The organism is Burkholderia sp. ABCPW 11, from assembly GCF_001523445.1.
GTDB lineage: Bacteria > Pseudomonadota > Gammaproteobacteria > Burkholderiales > Burkholderiaceae > Burkholderia.
The window spans coordinates 234,700-253,027 of the sequence record NZ_LOVM01000008.1; the positions used below are offsets into that span (position 1 = coordinate 234,700).

An 18,328-nucleotide genomic window follows, 5' to 3' on the forward strand; every position below is an offset into this window, starting at 1 on the left:
CGCACGATCGTGTCCGGCACATGCAGCATCCACGTTTCGGCCCACGCTGAAACGTCCGGCGGCAGGGCGTCGATACAGTGGTTCCGTTATCCACGCTTGCCGCCATCGCCATGACCCTCGCAGACCATACCGATGCGCACCGCATTCATCAGAACTGGCACGCCGCCGTCGTCGCACGCGATCTCGACGCGCTGATGTCGCTCTACGCGGACGATGCGATACTCGAAACACCGCTGATCGTCGTCGCGCTGCCCGGCCACGGCTCCGGCATGCTGCGCGGCAAGCCGGCGATCGGCCAATTCTTCGCGGCCGGCCTGCGTAATCCGGGAAACCGGCTCGGACGCTGGTACCGCACCGGCGTGTTCTTTTCGAACGGACGGCAACTGACGTGGGAATATCCGCGCGAAACGCCGGAAGGCGATCAGGTCGATCTCGTCGAGGTGATGGATCTGCGCGACGGGCTGATCGCTCATCATCGCGTCTACTGGGGATGGGTCGGGTTCAACGTGCTGCGCGGCGCAGCATCGACGGCCGAGCGCGCATGACCGCCATCGCGCCGAAGCGCTCGTCCATGCGGCACGGCGCGCCGTTCACGCGACATACATTGCGACACTGACGAACTGGCACAGGCTGCCGGCCAGCACGAACAGATGCCAGATGCCGTGCCCGTGGCGAATGCGTTCGTCGTTGATGAAGAAGTAGATCCCCGCGCTGTAGATCACGCCGCCAGCCACGAGCCATGCGGTGCCGATCGGGGGCAGCGCATGGATCAGCGGCCGCACGGCGACGAGCGCGAGCCAGCCCATCAGCACGTACAGGATCATCGACAGCAGGCGCGTGCGGCGCCCGAGCGTGAGTTCCTGCACGATGCCGAACACGGCGAGCCCCCAGCTCACGCCGAACAGCGACCAGCCCCACGGGCCGCGCAGCGTGACCAGCGTAAACGGCGTGTAGCTGCCGGCGATCAGCAGGTAGATCGCCGAATGATCGCATTTCTGCAGGATCGCCTTCAGGCGCGGGTTGCGCACGCTGTGATACGCCGTCGAGATCGCGTAGAGCAGGATCAGCATCGCGCCGTACACGCTGAAGCTCACCACCTTGTACGGATCGCCTTCGAGCGCGCCCATCGTCACGAGCGCGACGAGACCTGCCACCGACAGCACCGCGCCGACGAGATGGGAAATGCTGTTGAAACGCTCACCGACATGCACGACGTGTTCTCCTGCGGTCCATCGGGAAAAGAAAGAGCCCTCATGATACTGGCGGCTGGATGCCGCCGCGCTGCGGCCGGGCAAACGGCGCGCGGGCGCCGTGCGATGCGCGCCGCCGGCTCGCCAAAGAAAAAGCGCCGCGATAGCCATCGCGGCGCTTTCCGTTTCGATACCGAACCGATTCGTCAGTGCATTGCAACGGCCCGGTTCAGCAACACTTCCCTGCTCCCGACCCGTACCGCGCATTCTGACGCTCGCGGAAGAATTCCTCGTACGTCATCGGCTCGCGGTCCGGGTGGGTGTCGCGCATGTGCGCGACGTAGGTATCGTAGTCGGGCAGGCCGACCATCAGCCGCAACGCCTGCCCGAGGTAACGCCCCGCACTGCGCAGGTCGCTGCCGAGATCGGTGAACATCGCGGCCTCCCGTCAACGTCCGCTGCCGAGCGCCTGCGCGGCCGGCATCGCTTCGTACGGCGTCTCGCGCACGGTCGGCTTCGACTCGCGGCGCGCGCGCAGCACGGCGATCAGCCCGTACACCGCGATGCTGAGCACGACGAAGATGAACAGCCCGGCCAGCGCCGCATCGATGTAGTCGTTGAAGATGATGCGCTTCATCTGCGCGATCGACTTCGCCGGCGCGAGCACCTTGCCTTCGTCCACCGCGGCCTGCAGCTTCGCGGCGTGCGCGAGGAAGCTGACCTTCGGGTTCGCGTCGAAAATCTTCTGCCAGCCGGCCGTCAGCGTGCAGATCAGCAGCCACACGGTCGGCACGATCGTCACCCACGCATAGCGCTCGCGCTTCATCTTGAACAGCACGACGGTGCCGAGCACCAGCGCGATCGCGGCGAGCATCTGGTTCGAGATGCCGAACAGCGGCCACAGCGTGTTGATGCCGCCGAGCGGATCGACCACGCCCTGGTACAGGAAGTAGCCCCACGCGGCCACGCACAGCGCGGTGGCGACGAGGTTCGCGGGCAACGACTCGGTGCGCTTGAGCGCCGGGTGGAACGTGCCGAGCAGATCCTGCAGCATGAAGCGGCCCGCGCGCGTGCCCGCATCGACGGCCGTCAGGATGAACAGCGCCTCGAACAGGATCGCGAAGTGATACCAGAACGCCATCATCGCCTCGCCGCCGATCACCTGGTGCAGGATGTGCGCCATGCCGACGGCCAGCGTCGGCGCGCCGCCCGCGCGCGCGATGATCGTAGTTTCGCCGACGGCCTTCGCGGTCTGCGTGAGCATGTCGGGCGTCAGCACGAAGCCCCATTGCGTGACGGTGTTCGCGACGGCTTCCGGCGTCGAGCCGAGCACGGCGGCCGGTGCGTTCATCGCGAAGTAGATGCCCGGCTCGATCACGCACGCGGCCACCAGCGCCATGATCGCGACGAACGATTCCGTCAGCATCGCGCCGTAGCCGATGAAGCGCGCGTTGGTTTCGTTATCGATCAGCTTCGGCGTCGTGCCCGACGAGATCAGCGCGTGGAAGCCCGATACCGCGCCGCACGCGATCGTGATGAACAGGAACGGGAACAGATTGCCCGACCACACCGGGCCCGTGCCGTCGACGAACTTCGTCAGCGCGGGCATCTTCAGTTCCGGTGCGACGACGAGGATGCCGATCGCGAGGCCGAGGATCGTGCCGATCTTCAGGAACGTCGACAGATAGTCGCGCGGCGCGAGCAGCAGCCACACCGGCAGCACCGACGCGACGAAGCCGTAGCCGATCAGGATCCACGTGAGCTGCGTGCCGCTGAACGTGAACCACGCGGCGAGCGCCGGCGAGTCGTGCACGGTCTGGCCGAACGCGATCGACGCCATCAGCAGCACGAAGCCGATGATCGATACTTCGCCGATGCGGCCCGGGCGGATGTAGCGCGTATAGACGCCCATGAACAGCGCGATCGGAATCGTCGCGGCGACGGTGAACGTGCCCCACGGCGAATTGGTCAGCGCCTTCACGACGATCAGCGCGAGCACCGCGAGGATAATCACCATGATCAGGAACGCGCCGAACAGCGCGATCACGCCGGGCACCGTGCCGAGCTCCATCTTGACGAGGTCGCCGAGCGAACGGCCGTCGCGGCGCGTCGAGATGAACAGCACGATGAAGTCCTGCACCGCGCCGGCGAACACGACGCCGGCCAGGATCCACAGCATGCCGGGCGTGTAGCCCATCTGCGCGGCGAGCACGGGGCCGACCAGCGGCCCGGCGCCGGCGATCGCGGCGAAGTGATGGCCGAACAGCACGTACTTGTTGGTCGGCACGTAGTCGAGGCCGTCGTTGTACTTGACCGCCGGCGTCATCCGCAGCCCGTCGAGCTGCATGACCTTGCTGGCGATGAAACGGCTGTAGAAGCGATACGCGATCAGATACACGCAGACTGCGGCGATCACGATCCAGAGGGCACTGACGCGCTCGCCGTGTGCAAGCGCGATCGTGCCGAATGCGAACGCGCCGAGCAGCGCGACCGCGATCCAGAGCAGGGTACTGGAAGCCCGATTCATGGCGTCTCCTGGTCTCCAATGTGTTTTTGAGTGGATACGGCGAGGGGCCGAACCCGCGTGACGTCGATGCGTCGTGCCGCGGCCTCGCAGAGACCGCGGCGATGGGCCGTAGTATTCCGCGCGACGGGGGCCCCTTACAAGCGGATAACTACGTATGAGAATCTACGTAGAATTACGTAGATGCGTGGCGCCTGCATGCCATCGGGCCGCGATTGCCCGCGACCGGCGAGCCACGTACAGTATTTGCCTGCCTCCATTCCGGAACCGCCATGCCGATCGGATTTCAGAAGATGAACGCGAATGGCGATGACTTCGTCATCGTCGACCTGCGCGGCCGGGAACACGATCCCGCGCAGCGCATCGATCGCGACCTCGTGCGGCGCATGGGCGATCGGCGTCGCGGCATCGGTTTCAACCAGCTCGCGGTAATCTCGGACGGCGACGACGCAGCCGCGCGCGTCGCGTTCTGGAATCCCGACGGCTCGGCGCTCGATACCTGCGGCAGCGCGACGCGCGGCGTCGCATGGAAGCTGATGCGGGAAACCGGCGCGGCCTCGGTCGTGCTGCGCACGAATCGCGGGCGCCTGCACTGTGCGCAGGAGGCGGACGGGCCGATCGCGGTCGAAATGGGCGCGCCCCGGCTCGGCTGGCAGGACGTGCCGCTCTCGGAAGCCGTCGACACGCTCGCGCTGCCGCTGCCCGGTGCGCCGGCCACATGCAGCATGGGCAATCCGCACTGCACGTTCTTCGTCGACGACGTCGCCGCGCTCGACATCGAAGCGCTCGGCCCGCCGATCGAAGCCCATCCGCTGTTTCCGCTGAAGACCAACGTCCATTTCGTGCAGATCGTCAGCCGCACGCATATCCGTCTACGCATCTGGGAACGCGGCGGCGGCGTGCCGCTCGGCTCCGGCTCGTGTTCGTGCGGCGCGGTGGTCAACGGGATCCGGCGCGGGCTGCTCGACGACACCGTGCGGGTGACGTGCGACGGCGGCGACGTCACGGTTCGATGGGGCGGCGCGGGCAGCGCGTTCCTGAGCGGGCCCGTGACGTTCGGGTTCGACGGAGTGTGGCTGTGACGCCCGACGACGCACGAACTTTCCACGCGCTGCGCCCGCGCCTGCAGAAGATCGCGTACCGGATGCTCGGTTCCGTCGCGGATGCCGAGGACATCGTGCAGGACGTGTGGCTGCGCTGGCACGACGCGGCGCGCGACAGCATCGAGAACACCGAGGCATGGCTCGTCGCGGTCACGACGCGGACGTCGATCGATCGCCTGCGCGCGGCGAAGCTCCGGCGCGAGCACTACACGGGTATCTGGCTGCCCGAACCGGAACTCGGCGAATCGCCCGCGACGCCCGAGGAAATGGCGGAGCGCGCGAACGACGTGTCGGTGGCGTACCTGCTGTTGCTCGAACGGCTGACGCCGGAAGCGCGCGCGGCGTTCCTGCTGCATGAAATCTTCGAGTTCGACTACGACCGGATCGCCGAGGCGATCGGCAAGACCGAAGCCGCGTGCCGGCAGCTCGTCAGCCGGGCCCGGGCGCGGCTGCGCGACGATACCCTGCCGCGGCATGCGGTGCCGCACGAAACGCATCGCCGGCTGCTGCAGACGTTCACGCAGGCGCTCGCGCAAGGCGACTTCCCGTCGATCCAGGCGCTGCTCGCCGAAGATGCGATGCTGATCGGCGACGGCGGCGGTCACGTCCAGAGCTTCCCGAAACCGATGGTCGGCGGCCGGCGAATCGCTCAACTGTTCTATGCGACGTGGTTGCGCTGCGGCAGCGGTGTCGAGATGCGGCCGGTCGTGCTCAACGGCCAGTGGGCGCTGCTGCGCTTCATCGACGGACGACTCGAAGCGGCGATGTCGTTCGAGACCGACGGTACGCGCATCGGCCGGATTCTCGTGCAACGCAACCCCGACAAGCTCGCCCGCATCGCCGCTGCCTCCGCCGCCGGCTGACGCGTGCATCGCGCGCCGGCCGCGGCCACGGTCGAGCGCGGATTGGTGCAGCGCGCGCAACACGATGCGTCCCCGTGCGTGGCTACCGCGCACCGGCGCACACTCCTAAGATGATTTCGCGCGGCGCCCTGCCGCCCACGACACCCGCGCACCGCGGGCCAGCCTCTTCGTCGCCAGGAGAAATCATGACGCAGCGTATCAACTACATTCAACAGTCGCCCGAGCTGTTCAGGACATTCCTCGAACTCAGCAACCAGCTGCGCAACAGCGCGATCGAGGAATCGATCCGGGATCTCGTGTCGCTCCGCGCATCCCAGATCAACGGCTGCGCGTTCTGCGTCGACATGCACGTGAAGGAAGCGCGCATCCACGGCGAGCGCGAGCTGCGCCTGCACCATCTGGCGACGTGGCGCGAATCGACGCTCTTCTCGCCGCGCGAGCGGGCCGCGCTCGCATGGACCGAAGTCCTGACGAAACTGCCCGAGCACGGCGTGCCGGACGATCTCTACGATCGTGTGCGCGGCCAGCTCTCCGAAAAGGAATTGTCGGACCTGACGTTCGAAGTGATGGCGATCAACGGCTGGAACCGCGCGAACGTCGCGTTCCGGACCGTGCCGGGGTCGTCCGACAAGGCGTTCGGCCTCGACAAGGCGAATCTCGCTTAACGGCCTCCCGCCGCCCTCCTTCGCTGCCGGCCGTCGGCCGGCGGCCCACCGGAAGCCACCACCATGATTCGCATGAAACACGTGATCGCGTCCGCGCTCGTCGTCGCGGGCGCCGCGACCGGCGCCGTTCGCGCGGCGCCCTCGGCCATCGTCACGCCGCTGATGACGAAGCCGCTCGACGCGTACCCGGGCAAGGAAGCGCTGATGATTTCGGTCGAGTATCCGCCCGGCGCGGTCGATCCCGTCCACCGCCACCACGCCGACGCGTTCGTCTATGTGGTCGAAGGTTCGATCGTGATGCAGGTGAAGGGCGGCGAGCCCGTCACGCTGAAGCCGGGCGAGACCTTCTACGAGGGCCGGAACGACTTGCACACGGTCGGACGCAACGCGAGCCGGACCCGGCCCGCGAAGTTCATCGTGCTGCTGTTGAAGGACAAGGGCGCACCCGTGCTCGTGCCGGAAAAATAGCCGGCTCGCACGTCGCCCGCACCTTTTTCGAAAAAATGCGGCGGGCGGTGTCACAGGCGGCAACGCTGAAACGTCTAGTCGCATACGGACACCACGATTCCAGCGCCTCCATGCCCGACACCTCCATTCGCCGCCCCGATGCCGACGATCCGTTCGCGCGCAGTTTCTCGACCTGCTATGCCGGCGTGGTCACCTTTCTGGCCGTCGTCACCGAAGGCAGCTTCGCGCGCGCCGCCGATCGCCTCGGCGTCGGCCGCTCGTCCGTCAGCCGCCACGTGCAACGGCTCGAGGACCGGCTCGACGCACGCCTGTTCCAGCGCACGACCCGCAGCGTGTCGCTGACGCGCGAAGGCGAGCTCTTCTACGAAAACTGCCGGCCCGGCATCGAGCATCTGGCGCAGGCGCTCGAGGACATGCGCGAGCTGCGCAGCGGGCCGCCGAGCGGGCACCTGCGCATCGGCTCGACGCCGGGTTTCGGCCGCAAGGTCGTCGCGCCGCTGCTGCGCGATTTCCATGCGCGGTATCCGGACATCACGCTCGACCTGCTGTTGAACGACCGGCCGGCCGATTTCTCGGCCGACCGCATCGACGTCGCGTTTCGCGACGGCCGCATGGAGGACAGCGCGATCGTCGCGCGCCGGCTGATTCCGATGCAGATGATCGTCTGTGCGTCGCCGTCGTATGCGCACCGGTACGGCTTGCCGCGCCACGTCGACGACCTCGCTCGGCATCGCTGCATCAACCTGTGCACTGCGTCGGGCCGCGTGACGGAATGGGAATTCAGGATCGACGGACTGACGCAACAGCGCCAGCTCGCCGCGCATCACACGTTCAACGACATCGATCTCGTCGTGCGCGCGGCGCTCGACGGGCTCGGCATCGCGCAACTGCCGGCGTACCAGGTGTGCGACCTGCTCGCCGACGGCCGGCTGGTGAGCTGTCTCGGCCAGCATGCGCCGGACGACGGCGGCCACTACCTCTGCTACCTGAGCCGCAAGCACCTGCCCACGCGTATCCGCGTGTTCATCGACTACATGATCGAACAGACGCGTGCGCGCGACCTGCAGTGCCCGGCCACGATGACGACGATGGCGCCGCTGGAGACGGTCGATTGATGCATTCGCAGCAACACGGTGAGGGCTTGCAGGCCTCTACCGGATCACGCGGCGCATGCCTACGATGCGGGCTGTTCGACACGCACGCGAGTACGGCGCTGCGCCGTTCGGCAAGACACCGGCCCGATCGCGCGAGCGCGACGGACGCCGGTTTCGGCAGGTTCAAGCGGCGCGCATGTCGCGCGCCCGTTCAAGGAGAGCAATCGTGAAAATCGTCGTGATTGGCGGTACCGGCCTCATCGGCAGCAAGGTCGTCAGGAACCTCATCGCACGCGGCCACGACGCGGTGGCGGCCGCGCCGTCGACCGGCGTCGATACGATCACGGGTACGGGGCTGGACGACGCGCTCGCCGGCGCGGAAGTCGTCGTCGATCTCGCGAATTCGCCGTCGTTCGAGGAAGCGGCCGTGAAGGCCTTCTTCGAGGCGTCGGGGCGCAACCTGTTCGCCGCGGAGCGCGCGGCCGGCGTACGCCATCACGTCGCGCTGTCGGTGGTCGGCACCGACCGGCTGCAGCAGAGCGCGTATTTCCGCGGCAAGATCATTCAGGAAAACCTGATCCGCGACGCAGGCGTGCCGTACACGATCGTGCGCTCGACGCAGTTCTTCGAATTCGTCGGGGCGATCGCGCAGGCTGGCACGCAAGGCGACACGGTCCGGTTGACCACCGCGCACTTCCAGCCGATCGCATCGGACGACGTCGCGGCCGCCGTGACCGACTTCGCGCTCGACGCGCCGCGCAACGGCATCGCCGAGATCGGCGGCCCCGAGCGCGTGCGGATCGCGGATCTGGTCGAGCGTTTCCTGGCGGCCACGCACGACGCGCGGACGGTGACGCGCGATGCGGAGGCCGACTACTTCGGCGCGCTGCTGCAGGACGACACCCTCGTGCCGGCGCCCGGTGCACGCCTCGGCGCGACGACCTTCGACGCGTGGTTCCGGCAGAACGAGCTCGTGCGCTGAACGCCGCAGCCGGATCACGCACGCCATGACGCCGCTGCGCCCGCCGCCGCTGTCGCTGCTCGACCGGTATCGCGGACGGGAACCGCAGACGCTGTACTCGACGACGGTGACCGTCACGGGCGGGGCAGCCGAGCACGGCCGCGCATCGGGCGTCGCCCGTTCCGACGACGGACGCCTGGACATCGAGCTGCGCCTGCCGTCCGCGCTGGGCGGGCCCGGCGACGGCCCGAACCCGGAGCAGTTGTTCGCCGCCAGCTATGCGGCGTGCTTTCACGGCGCGCTGAGCCTGCTGGCTGCACGGGCGGGCGTGTCGATCGCCGGCGCATCGGTATCAGCATCGATCGACTTCTGTCGCGATCCGATGGACGGGCTGTTCATGCTGAACGCGACCATTCGCGTGCAGTTGCCGGGCGTCGAACGCGCGGTGGCGGAAGAACTCGTCCGCAATACGGAGCGTTTCTGTCCGTACACGAAGATGGCGCACGAGGGAATCAGCCACGTCGTGGCGCTCGCGCCGGCGGACGATGCGTCCGAACGCTAAACGGCACGCACATTCAACCCATCGTCCTCACGGGAAAGTCATGCAGTCATTCGACAACAAGGTGGTCCTCATTACCGGCGGCGGTGCCGGCATCGGGCTGGCAGCGGCCGTCGCGTTCGCACGCGAAGGCGCGCGCGTCGTCATCACGGGCCGCCGCGAAGATGCGCTGTCCGCAGCCGCGCGCAGCGCGCCAGGTATCGACTACGTGGTCGCGGATGCCGGCGATCCGGCCGATGCCGCGCGCACGATCGACGAAGCGGTCGCACTGGCGGGGCGGCTCGATGTGCTGGTCAACAATGCGGGCGCGGGTGCAATCCTGCCGCTCAAGCAGGCTACCTTCGAAACGATCAGCGCGATTTTTTCGGTCAATACGCTCGGACCGTCGATGCTCGCGACCGCCGCGTTGCCGCACCTGAAAGCAGCCCGCGGCAGCATCGTCAACGTGTCGAGCACGTTCGGACACAAGGCCGCGGCGCTGTTGTCGCACTATGCAGCGAGCAAGGCCGCGCTCGAGCATCTGACGCGCTGCTGGGCGCTCGAGCTCGCATCGGCGGGCGTACGCGTGAACGCCGTCGCGGCAGGCCCGACGGAAACGGACTTCCTGTCGGAACGGATGAAGCTGTCGGCACCCGAGATCGAAGCGATCAAGGCGCAGGAGCGCACGCGCATTCCGCTTGGCCGGCGCGGCGAGCCCGCGGACGTCGCAAACTGGATCGTGTCGCTCGCGTCGCCACAGGCGGCATGGATGACGGGGCAGGTGATCACGGTCGACGGCGGACTCGACGCAACCTGACCGTCGCGAGGACGCGCGGCACGCGACGTACGACGCGTGCCGCGCGAGATGGCCAATCAGTGCTTTTCGTCGAGCTTCTTCGGCTTCGGCGGCGACGGCACCTTCGCGTACTGGAACGCCGGCGTGGCCTTCAGCGCATCCTTGGTCGCACCGGGCAGATAGATGTTGCCGTTGCGCACGTCGAGCGACGCGATCGGCACCGCGACGTCGTGCGCGGCCACGCCGAGGAAGCCGCCGGCCGACACGATCGCGGCCGACACCGAGCCGTCCGGCGCGACGATCAGGTCGCGGACCTTGCCGACTTTCTGGTTCTCGTCGTTGTACACGGTCTTGCCGAGCACGCTCTTTTTCACGCTCCAGCCTTCGAGCAGCGCCTGCGATTGCTCGACGGTCACGCTGATCGGCTGCGCACCCGCGATCTGCGCGTGCGCGCCGACGCTCGAGGCGAGGACGGTTGCTGCGAGGAGGGTCTTGTAGAACTTCATATGCGTTGCACTCCGGTTCGGTTGTTGTGGATTCCGGGAACGAAGCGACACGGGTGCAACGGCTGACCGGTGAGCACCCCGCGGATGGCCGCCCCGCGCTTCGTCGGTCGCGTGGCGGCCGGCCTCGCCGCCACGGCGTGTGTGCGTGGCGGACCGGCATGGCCGGGCCGCAGCGTGCAACACGTCGTTCATGGTAGCGGCAATCGACGGATCGTGCGTTCGGGGTGCGATGCGGCGGGTGGGGCGAACCGGATCGGGATCAATGACCACGCAGAACAGCCGGGCGCGCAGCGCGAAAAAATGACGCCGCGGCCCGTCGATCAGGACAACCTCGCAGATGGCCACCCGATCTTCGCGGCGCGCCGAACGACGCGTTGGCCGGCACGCCGCCGCGCCGCCCCGCTGCGTCACGCATTGCGCGAATACACCCTGCGATGCCGCACCGCCTCCGCCAGCACGTCGAGCACCGGTTCCGTCTGCGTCCAGCTCAGGCACGCATCGGTGATCGACACGCCGTACTGAAACGGCACGCCCGGCTTCAGATCCTGGCGGCCGGCCTCGAGATGGCTCTCCACCATCACGCCGACGATCCGGTGCTCGCCCTGCGACAGTTGCCGCGCGAGATCCTGCGCCACCTCGATCTGCCGCTCGTGCGACTTGTTCGAGTTCGCATGCGAGCAGTCGACCATCACCTGTTCGCGCAAGCCGGCCTTGCGCAGCACCGCGCAGCTCGCTTCGACGTGCGCCGCATCGTAGTTCGGCCCGTTCTTGCCGCCGCGCAGGATCACGTGCGCATCGTCGTTGCCGCGCGTCTCGAAGATCGCGGCCATCCCCATCTTCGTCATCCCCATGAACGCATGGCTCGCTGCTGCGGCGACGATCGCGTCCGACGCGACCTGCACGCCGCCGTCGGTGCCGTTCTTGAAGCCGATCGGGCAGCTCAGCCCCGACGCGAGCTGACGATGGCTCTGGCTCTCGGTCGTGCGCGCGCCGATAGCGCCCCACGCGATCAGGTCGGCGATGTACTGCGGGCTCAGCAGATCGAGAAATTCGGTCGACGCCGGCAGGCCGAGCGCGTTGATGTCGAGCAGCAGTTGCCGCGCGGCGCGCAGCCCTTCGTTGATGCGGAAGCTGCCGTCGAGACGCGGATCGTTGATGTATCCCTTCCAGCCGACCGTCGTGCGCGGCTTCTCGAAGTAGACGCGCATCGTGATCAGCAGGTCGTCCTTCAGCGCGTCGGCGGCGGCCTTCAGGCGGCGCGCGTAATCGAGCGCCTGGTCGTGATCGTGGATCGAGCACGGGCCGACGACGAGCAGCAGCCGGTCGTCGCGACCGTGCAGGATATCGCCGATCGCGCAGCGCGTATCCTCGACGAGCGTCTGCGTGGCGGCCGGCACCGGCAGTTCGTCGAGCAACAGCGCCGGGGAAATCAGCGGACGCACGGCACCGATGCGGACGTCGTCGATGCGCGTGGTGTCCTGCGTCGCGTCGGCGCTGCCTACCTCGCGATCGTGGGAAGGATTGTCGAGGTTCTGCATGGCGATTCTCCGGGGACGTCTATCTGGAATGATGGGCAGGCTCGATTATGGCACCCGGGAGAGGCGGCAGCCGACACGCCGGCCGAAGACGGGCCGCATGGCATCGTCCACGACCTGTCGGAGCAGTTCGCACGGAACAGGGGCGGCGCGTCAACGCGGACCTCGGCTCCGCGCCCGAGATGGCCGCCGACGGCATCAAGCTGAAGTAACGCGGCGGTGCGCGAGCCCCGCCATCACTGCATCGGAACGCGATCAGCCCGCGTCGCCCTGCGCGCCGACGTCGATGCCCAGTTCGCCAGCCATCCGCTGCACCAGCGCATTCAGCCGCGCCACTTCGTCCGCGAGGCGTTTCTGCTCGGCCTTCAGCGCTTCGAATTCGGAAGGCGGCACCGCATCCGCGCCGCCGGCATCCGCGCTCGCGAAATCGGCCACGTTCACCGCGCCGCACATCAGATGCATCCAGCGGTTCTCGCGTGCGCCCGGTGCACGCGGCAGCCGGACGACGAGGGGTTGCGCGCGCGCCGCGAGCTCGTCGAGGAACGCCTCGACCGACGAGATATCCGCGAAGCCGTGCAGGCGCGCGCTGTTCAGGCGCAACTCGGCGGCCGTCTGCGGGCCGCGCAGCAACAGGATCGTCAACAGCGCGATCGCCTGGCTCGGGATGCCGAGCACGCGGTTCATGTTGTGCTCGAAACGCGGCACGCGGCTGCTGCTGCCCTCCATCACGAGGCTCAAGTGCTTCAGCCCGTCGAGCGCGGTCGTGACTTCGTCCTCGCTGACGTTCATCACCGGCGAGCGTGCGGTTTTCTGGTTGCAGCCCGCGGTCAGCGCGTTCAGCGACAGCGGGTAGGTATCCGGCACGGTGTGCTGTTTCTCGACGAGCACGCCGAGAATGCGGGCCTCGAGAGGCGTGAGTTCGCGAAGAGCGCGGGGCGTGGGCATATCCGGCGTGGTGTTCATGAGTGGCGTCGCAGCGTGCAGCAGGTGAAGGGAAACAGTCGCTGCCCGTCCGGCATCGCGCACGGGCGAGCCATATGATAGCTCGCGACGCACGGCCCGGCGCCACTCGCCGCACCGGCGCGCGCACGTGCCGCAGCGGGCTTTCGTCGGACGTAGCGGCGCGCCCGATAGCGGGCGACGCAACGCGGCGATGCATGTGCACGGCACCGCAGATTCATCCTTCGCGCACGCCCGGGCGTTTGCGCGACGCGCATGCCGGCGCTACGATAGATGTTCATCCCGATATCAGCGGCGCCGCGCGCGATCGCCTTCACGCGTCGATACCACGCATTACCCGCGTTGAATGCGCTGCCGCCGTGCCGCGCGCCGCTCGCCAAACCCGTTCACTCCCTCACCGGTTCACCACCATGACTGCATCTTCTTCCGCACCCGTGCGCGCCATCGTCACCGGACATACGCGCGGCGTCGGCGCGGCGCTCGCCGAACAACTGCTGCAGGAAGGCATCGCCGTGCTCGGCGTGTCGCGCAGCCGTCATCCGTCGCTCGCGTCGCAGGCCGGCGAGCGCTTCGCCGAGGTCGAACTCGACCTGTCGGACTCGAAGACCATCGCGACCTGGCTGGCCGGCGACACCCTGCGCCGCTTCGTCGACGGCGCGTCGCTCGTGCTGCTGTTCAACAACGCCGGCATCGTCGATCCGATCGGCCCGCTCGCCGCGCAGGACCCGGCGATCGTCGCCCGCGCGGTCGGCCTGAACGTCGCCGCGCCGCTGATGCTGTCGGCCGCGCTCGCACAGGCCGCGTCTGCCGCGACCGAATGCCGGATCGTGCACCTGTCGAGCGGTGCTGCCCGCAACGCGTATGCGGGCTGGAGCGTCTACTGCGCGACCAAGGCCGCGCTCGATCACCATGCGCGCGCCGTCGCGCTCGACGCGAACGGCGCGCTGCGCATCTGCAGCGTCGCGCCGGGCGTCGTCGACACGGGCATGCAGGCCACGATCCGCGCGACCGGCAAAGACAATTTCCCGATGCGCGACAAATTCGACGAGCTGAAGTCGAGCGGCGCGCTCGCCACGCCCGAGGCAACCGCCCGACAACTGATCGGCTATACGCTGAGCGACGCATTCGGCAACGAGCCGACGGCCGACGTGCGCAACCTGCCGACGAAGTAGCATCGGACGCGGCGCGTCATCCTTCGAGCCGCTTCGTCCAGTCTTCGACCTGCCGCGCCGTCCGGCGCTTTTCCAGCATGCTGCGCCAGCCGGGCGGCAGCAACGGCACGTCGCACAGCGCATCGAGCGCGGCCATGTCGAGCGTGCGTCGATACAGCACGTCGAGCACCGTCGACAGCGGCCATTGCGGGTAGCGGCGCTCGTGCAGCGCGAGCACATCGCCCGCCGCCACCCAGCCCTCCTGCAACACGCGGTAGTACCAGCCCGTCCGGCCGCTTTGCTGCACGAGCGCCGCCATCCGCGGATGGTCGAAACGCACGTTGAGCTTCCAGCACGGCTGCCGCGACTGCGAGACCTGGAGTACCGCGCCGCCGAGCGTGAACACGTCGCCGAGACACACGTCGTGCTCGGTGATGCCGCGCGTCGACAGGTTCTCGCCGAACGCGCCCGGACGGGCGAGCACGTCGCGCGCGCCGATCTGCCCGGCCCACCACGCGTAGTGATCGTGCGCATAGTGATGAACGGCCTTGTCGGGGCCGCCGTGATGCCGCGCATCGGCCTGCGCGTCGCCGGCGAAGCCGAGCGCGCCCAGCCACAGGCGCGCATCCACCGGCTGCTTGTCGATCGCGCTTGCGTGCGGCGTGCCGGCGAGCGGACGGCTCGCGCCGATCCGCACCGCGCCGATGGCGGCCGCGATCGCCGGCCGGGCGTCGTCGCTCATGCGGCCACACCGTCCGGCAGCGCCGCGAGCAGTCGTTCGAGTTCGCGCGTGCGTGCTTCGCCGAGCGGCAGCAGCGGCCGTCTCGGTTCGCCGGCGTCGAAGCCGCGCAGCCTCAACCCGGCCTTCACGGTCACCGGCAATCCGCCGTTGACGATGAACTGCAGCAACGGCAACTGCGCGTGAAAAACCGATCGGGCGCGCTCGAGATCGCCGGCGCGCATCGCGTCGAACAACGCGAGCGGCAACGCGGCATTCAGGTTCGGCGCGGCCGTGCACCATCCGGCCGCGCCCGCGGCCAGCGCGGCGAGCGCCATCGGATTGCTGCCGTTGTAGAACGGGATCGTCCCGTCGCTCAATTGCGCGAGCCGGTGCATCCGGCCGATGTCGCCGGTGCTCTCCTTGACCATCGTCACGTTGTCGACGGTGCGGCAGATCGTCGTGATCAGGTCCGGCGACATGTCGACGCCACTCGTCGCCGGGTTGTTGTACAGCATGATCGGGATGCCGATCGCTTCGCCGATCGCGCGGTAGTGCGCGACGATCTCGTCGTTGCCGAGCTTCCAGTACGACACCGGCAGCACCATCACCGCATCGGCGCCGGCCTGCTCGGCGAAGCGGGCGCGGCGCACCGCGCCAGCCGTGGTGAGATCGGAAATTCCGACGACAGTCGGCACGCGCCGGCGCACCGCGCGGATCGACGCGGCGGCGACGGCCTCCCATTCGGCGTCGGACAGGTAGGCGCTTTCGCCGGTACTACCCAGCGGGGCGATCGCGTGAACACCGTCGGCGATCAGGCGCTCGATCAATGCATCGAGCGCGCTCAGGTCGACGCCGCCATCGGCGGAGAACGGCGTAACCGGGTAGGCAATGATGCCCTTCATCAGAATTGACACGATTCGTATTCCTCAATGATTGTCTGACAGGACCGGAACGGTACGCCCGCTTACGCGACGCAGTCCCGATGCGTACGCAACGCGCGGCGCGCGTAGTAGTCGAACGTCACCGCATCGCGTTTCGGCTTCGAGATCCAGTCGTGCGCTTCGCGCGCGAGCGCCGGCGGCACCGGCTTGATCTCGCCGGCCGACATCGCGAGCAGTTGCAGCTTCGCGGCGCGCTCGATCAGCAGCGCGAGAATGCACGCCTCTTCGATCGTCTTGCCGACCACGAGCTGGCCGTGATGCGACAGCAGGATCGCGCGCTTGCTGCCGAGCGCCTTCGAAATGATCTCGCCTTCCTCGTTGCCGACCGGCACGCCCGGCCAGTCCTTCAGGAACGCGCAATCGTCGTACAGCGGGCAGGTGTCCATGTGCGACACCACGAGCGGCTGCTCGAGCATCGACAGCGCCGCGACATGCGCCGGATGCGTGTGGATGATGCAGTTCACGTCCGGGCGCTCGCGATAGATCCACGTATGGAACCGGTTGGCCGGGTTCGGAATGCCTTCGCCATCGACGACGTCGAGATCCTCGTTGACGCGCAACAGGTTCGCGGCCGAGATCTCGTCGAAGCCGAGCCCGAGCCGCTGCGTGTAGTAGGTGCCGGCCGCATCCGCGCGGCAGGTGATCTGCCCGGCCAAGCCCGAGTCGTGGCCGGCGTCGAACAGGATCCGGCACGTCAGCGCGAGCTTTTGCCGCGCGGACCAGCCGCTGTCGCCCGCTTCGTTTTCAAGGCGCCGCTCCGCCAGCGCGACCAGCGCTTCCTTCGTCAAATTCAGCGTTTCCGCCATATTCGCCTCCTGAATGCACCGGGTCTGCCGCGCCGTTCGCGGCCGTTTTCCCGAGCATATGACACACAATACACCGAATGACACTTTGTGTCATGCGTTACAATCGGTTTTTCGAAGGACACCTGCCGCCCCATGACGATTCGCCTGAAGCTGCTCAGAAAACAGAAAGGCTGGACGCTCGACGTGCTGGCCGACGAGACTGGCCTCACCAAGAGCTACCTGTCGAAGGTCGAGCGCGGCCTGAGCGTGCCGTCGATCGCGGTCGCGCTGAAGCTGTCGAAGGCGCTGAACGTCGACGTCGAGCAACTGTTCTCGGAAAGCGGCAACCGCGAGCTGATCACGGTCACGCGCGCCGGCGAGCGCACCGCGATGGGCGGGGCGACCGACAGCCACGCGCACCGTTTCGAGAGCATCGCGGCCGGCGTCGCGCCGAAGAAGATGCTGCCGTTCGTCGTGCATCCGCCGCACGAATTCGTCGCGTCGACGTTCCGCGAGCACGAAGGCGAGGAATTCCTGTTCGTGCACAAGGGCCGGGTCGAAATCGAATTCCCGAACGAGACGGTGCAACTCAGGACCGGCGATTCAGTCTATTTCAACGCACTCATTCCCCACCGCACGCGCAGCCTCGGCACCGCGCAGGCGGAGATTCTGGTCATCGTCAGCCACGACGACTAGCCTCGTCACTTCTTCGCGCAAGGATCTTCCGATGGTCACCAGGACCACCGCACCGTTCCAGCAGATCAAGACGCTCGTTCGCCAGAACGTCGAGTCCGGCGACTGGCGCCCCGGCGACCGCATTCCGTCCGAACTCGATCTCGCCGCGCAGTTCGGCGTCGCGCGCATGACGGTCAACCGCGCACTACGCGAGCTGACCGAGGAAGGCGTGCTGAAGCGCATCGCAGGGGTCGGCACGTTCGTCGCCGAGGCGAAGCCGCAGTCGAACCTGCTGATGATCGCGCATATCCGCGACGAGATCCGTGCGCGCGGGCACGAATACCGTTGCCGCGTGCTCAGCCAGGCGCGCGAGCCCGCGTCGTTCGACGTCGCGACCGCGTTCGGCCTGCCGGTCAATACGCCGGTCTTTCACGTGGTGTGCGTGCACGAGGAAAACGGCCGCCCGATCCAGCTCGAGGATCGCTACGTCAACCCGGCTGCCGCGCCCGGCTTCATCGATCAGGATTTCCGGATCGAGCCGCCATCCGAGTACCTGTACAACAACGTGTCGCACTACGAACTGGAAATCGAGCACGTCGTCGACGCGTCGCTGCCCACCGGCGAACAGGCGCGGCTGCTCGACATGCGCGCCGACGAGCCGTGCCTCACGCTCACGCGCCGCACGTGGACGGACGGGCTGCCCGTCACGTTCGTGCACTTCCTGCATCCGGGCAACCGCTACCGGCTCGGCTCGCGCTTCAAGCCGGGCGCGGGGCGCCACCCGACCTGATCCTTCGTCGCACGCCCCCGACACGCACGGCGGCCGTTTCATGATGAAACGGCCGCCGTGTT

21 protein-coding genes are annotated in these 18,328 nt (G+C 67.7%); 12 read left to right on the plus strand and 9 right to left on the minus strand.

All coding sequences use genetic code 11. The features are described 5' to 3' along the window. Positions 1 to 110 precede the first annotated feature (110 nt). Positions 111 to 545 (plus strand): nuclear transport factor 2 family protein, encoded by a 435-nt coding sequence (locus WS61_RS05140; protein WP_059499533.1) that lies wholly within the window; start codon positions 111 to 113, stop codon positions 543 to 545. 45 nt (positions 546 to 590) lie between these two features. Here the strand turns inward: WS61_RS05140 and WS61_RS05145 are convergent, their stop codons facing one another. The 3 genes from WS61_RS05145 to WS61_RS05155 form a co-directional block, all read right to left on the minus strand. Further along, positions 591 to 1,211, minus strand: coding sequence for a hemolysin III family protein (locus WS61_RS05145; RefSeq protein ID WP_059499534.1), 621 nt, complete (start codon positions 1,209 to 1,211; stop codon positions 591 to 593). A 208-nt stretch (positions 1,212 to 1,419) separates the two neighbouring features. After that, a complete protein-coding gene (locus tag WS61_RS05150) occupies positions 1,420 to 1,626 on the minus strand; it encodes a YbdD/YjiX family protein (protein ID WP_011881067.1) in 207 nt (68 codons plus the stop codon). A gap of 12 nt (positions 1,627 to 1,638) precedes the next feature. Continuing rightward, positions 1,639 to 3,717 (minus strand): carbon starvation CstA family protein, encoded by a 2,079-nt coding sequence (locus tag WS61_RS05155; RefSeq protein ID WP_059499535.1) that lies wholly within the window; start codon positions 3,715 to 3,717, stop codon positions 1,639 to 1,641. A 269-nt stretch (positions 3,718 to 3,986) separates the two neighbouring features. On the opposite strand from WS61_RS05155, the gene dapF reads away from it, so the two are divergent. From dapF to WS61_RS05195, 8 genes are all read left to right on the plus strand, one after another. Continuing rightward, on the plus strand, positions 3,987 to 4,796 hold the full coding sequence (gene dapF / locus WS61_RS05160) for a diaminopimelate epimerase (RefSeq protein ID WP_059499536.1): 810 nt from the start codon (positions 3,987 to 3,989) through the stop codon (positions 4,794 to 4,796). Then, positions 4,793 to 5,680, plus strand: a complete 888-nt coding sequence (locus tag WS61_RS05165; RefSeq protein WP_059499537.1) for an RNA polymerase sigma-70 factor — start codon at positions 4,793 to 4,795, stop codon at positions 5,678 to 5,680. Before dapF ends, WS61_RS05165 begins: the two co-directional genes overlap by 4 nt. A gap of 185 nt (positions 5,681 to 5,865) precedes the next feature. Continuing rightward, complete coding sequence (locus WS61_RS05170) at positions 5,866 to 6,345, plus strand: carboxymuconolactone decarboxylase family protein (protein ID WP_059499538.1); 480 nt, start codon at positions 5,866 to 5,868, stop codon at positions 6,343 to 6,345. A gap of 63 nt (positions 6,346 to 6,408) precedes the next feature. Then, a complete protein-coding gene (locus WS61_RS05175; RefSeq protein WP_059499539.1) occupies positions 6,409 to 6,813 on the plus strand; it encodes a cupin domain-containing protein in 405 nt (134 codons plus the stop codon). A 110-nt stretch (positions 6,814 to 6,923) separates the two neighbouring features. Continuing rightward, positions 6,924 to 7,928: a LysR family transcriptional regulator gene (locus WS61_RS05180; protein WP_059499540.1), complete on the plus strand. Its 1,005-nt coding sequence runs from the start codon at positions 6,924 to 6,926 to the stop codon at positions 7,926 to 7,928. A 205-nt stretch (positions 7,929 to 8,133) separates the two neighbouring features. Continuing rightward, on the plus strand, positions 8,134 to 8,889 hold the full coding sequence (locus WS61_RS05185; protein ID WP_059499541.1) for an SDR family oxidoreductase: 756 nt from the start codon (positions 8,134 to 8,136) through the stop codon (positions 8,887 to 8,889). Positions 8,890 to 8,914: 25 nt separating this feature from the next. Beyond that, positions 8,915 to 9,430, plus strand: coding sequence for an Ohr family peroxiredoxin (locus tag WS61_RS05190; protein ID WP_059499542.1), 516 nt, complete (start codon positions 8,915 to 8,917; stop codon positions 9,428 to 9,430). A 40-nt stretch (positions 9,431 to 9,470) separates the two neighbouring features. Beyond that, entirely contained in the window at positions 9,471 to 10,223 is a 753-nt protein-coding gene (locus WS61_RS05195) for an SDR family NAD(P)-dependent oxidoreductase (protein ID WP_059499543.1), read from the plus strand. A gap of 56 nt (positions 10,224 to 10,279) precedes the next feature. Here WS61_RS05195 and WS61_RS05200 read toward each other — a convergent pair whose 3' ends face one another. The 3 genes from WS61_RS05200 to WS61_RS05210 form a co-directional block, all read right to left on the minus strand. Further along, on the minus strand, positions 10,280 to 10,708 hold the full coding sequence (locus WS61_RS05200; RefSeq protein WP_059499544.1) for a PRC-barrel domain-containing protein: 429 nt from the start codon (positions 10,706 to 10,708) through the stop codon (positions 10,280 to 10,282). Between the two features lie 407 nt (positions 10,709 to 11,115). Continuing rightward, entirely contained in the window at positions 11,116 to 12,246 is a 1,131-nt protein-coding gene (locus tag WS61_RS05205; protein WP_059499545.1) for a 3-deoxy-7-phosphoheptulonate synthase, read from the minus strand. Between the two features lie 252 nt (positions 12,247 to 12,498). After that, on the minus strand, positions 12,499 to 13,206 hold the full coding sequence (locus tag WS61_RS05210) for a YceH family protein (protein WP_059499546.1): 708 nt from the start codon (positions 13,204 to 13,206) through the stop codon (positions 12,499 to 12,501). A 407-nt stretch (positions 13,207 to 13,613) separates the two neighbouring features. On the opposite strand from WS61_RS05210, the gene WS61_RS05215 reads away from it, so the two are divergent. Continuing rightward, complete coding sequence (locus WS61_RS05215) at positions 13,614 to 14,375, plus strand: SDR family oxidoreductase (protein ID WP_059499547.1); 762 nt, start codon at positions 13,614 to 13,616, stop codon at positions 14,373 to 14,375. Positions 14,376 to 14,391: 16 nt separating this feature from the next. Here the strand turns inward: WS61_RS05215 and WS61_RS05220 are convergent, their stop codons facing one another. From WS61_RS05220 to WS61_RS05230, 3 genes are read right to left on the minus strand one after another with little or no spacing between them, the layout of a single operon-like run. Continuing rightward, positions 14,392 to 15,096 carry an MOSC domain-containing protein gene (locus WS61_RS05220; RefSeq protein WP_059499548.1) on the minus strand — a complete coding sequence of 235 codons (705 nt, stop codon included), beginning with the start codon at positions 15,094 to 15,096 and terminating at the stop codon, positions 14,392 to 14,394. Then, complete coding sequence (locus WS61_RS05225; protein WP_059499549.1) at positions 15,093 to 15,989, minus strand: dihydrodipicolinate synthase family protein; 897 nt, start codon at positions 15,987 to 15,989, stop codon at positions 15,093 to 15,095. The genes WS61_RS05220 and WS61_RS05225 overlap by 4 nt, the downstream gene beginning before the upstream one ends. Before the next feature lie 50 nt (positions 15,990 to 16,039). Continuing rightward, a complete protein-coding gene (locus WS61_RS05230) occupies positions 16,040 to 16,822 on the minus strand; it encodes an aldolase (RefSeq protein WP_059499550.1) in 783 nt (260 codons plus the stop codon). 132 nt (positions 16,823 to 16,954) lie between these two features. On the opposite strand from WS61_RS05230, the gene WS61_RS05235 reads away from it, so the two are divergent. Beyond that, positions 16,955 to 17,497 carry a helix-turn-helix domain-containing protein gene (locus WS61_RS05235; protein WP_059499551.1) on the plus strand — a complete coding sequence of 181 codons (543 nt, stop codon included), beginning with the start codon at positions 16,955 to 16,957 and terminating at the stop codon, positions 17,495 to 17,497. A 31-nt stretch (positions 17,498 to 17,528) separates the two neighbouring features. Next, positions 17,529 to 18,266, plus strand: a complete 738-nt coding sequence (gene hutC / locus WS61_RS05240) for a histidine utilization repressor (protein ID WP_059499552.1) — start codon at positions 17,529 to 17,531, stop codon at positions 18,264 to 18,266. Positions 18,267 to 18,328: the final 62 nt, after the last annotated feature.

Coding starts and splice junctions, on each gene's coding strand:
- WS61_RS05140 (WP_059499533.1), top strand. CDS start 111: ATGACCCTCGCAGACCATACCGATGCGCACCGCATTCATCAGAACTGG.
- WS61_RS05150 (WP_011881067.1), bottom strand. CDS start 1,626: ATGTTCACCGATCTCGGCAGCGACCTGCGCAGTGCGGGGCGTTACCTC.
- WS61_RS05155 (WP_059499535.1), bottom strand. CDS start 3,717: ATGAATCGGGCTTCCAGTACCCTGCTCTGGATCGCGGTCGCGCTGCTC.
- dapF (WP_059499536.1), top strand. CDS start 3,987: ATGCCGATCGGATTTCAGAAGATGAACGCGAATGGCGATGACTTCGTC.
- WS61_RS05170 (WP_059499538.1), top strand. CDS start 5,866: ATGACGCAGCGTATCAACTACATTCAACAGTCGCCCGAGCTGTTCAGG.
- WS61_RS05175 (WP_059499539.1), top strand. CDS start 6,409: ATGATTCGCATGAAACACGTGATCGCGTCCGCGCTCGTCGTCGCGGGC.
- WS61_RS05180 (WP_059499540.1), top strand. CDS start 6,924: ATGCCCGACACCTCCATTCGCCGCCCCGATGCCGACGATCCGTTCGCG.
- WS61_RS05190 (WP_059499542.1), top strand. CDS start 8,915: ATGACGCCGCTGCGCCCGCCGCCGCTGTCGCTGCTCGACCGGTATCGC.
- WS61_RS05195 (WP_059499543.1), top strand. CDS start 9,471: ATGCAGTCATTCGACAACAAGGTGGTCCTCATTACCGGCGGCGGTGCC.
- WS61_RS05200 (WP_059499544.1), bottom strand. CDS start 10,708: ATGAAGTTCTACAAGACCCTCCTCGCAGCAACCGTCCTCGCCTCGAGC.
- WS61_RS05205 (WP_059499545.1), bottom strand. CDS start 12,246: ATGCAGAACCTCGACAATCCTTCCCACGATCGCGAGGTAGGCAGCGCC.
- WS61_RS05210 (WP_059499546.1), bottom strand. CDS start 13,206: ATGAACACCACGCCGGATATGCCCACGCCCCGCGCTCTTCGCGAACTC.
- WS61_RS05215 (WP_059499547.1), top strand. CDS start 13,614: ATGACTGCATCTTCTTCCGCACCCGTGCGCGCCATCGTCACCGGACAT.
- WS61_RS05220 (WP_059499548.1), bottom strand. CDS start 15,096: ATGAGCGACGACGCCCGGCCGGCGATCGCGGCCGCCATCGGCGCGGTG.
- WS61_RS05230 (WP_059499550.1), bottom strand. CDS start 16,822: ATGGCGGAAACGCTGAATTTGACGAAGGAAGCGCTGGTCGCGCTGGCG.
- WS61_RS05235 (WP_059499551.1), top strand. CDS start 16,955: ATGACGATTCGCCTGAAGCTGCTCAGAAAACAGAAAGGCTGGACGCTC.
- hutC (WP_059499552.1), top strand. CDS start 17,529: ATGGTCACCAGGACCACCGCACCGTTCCAGCAGATCAAGACGCTCGTT.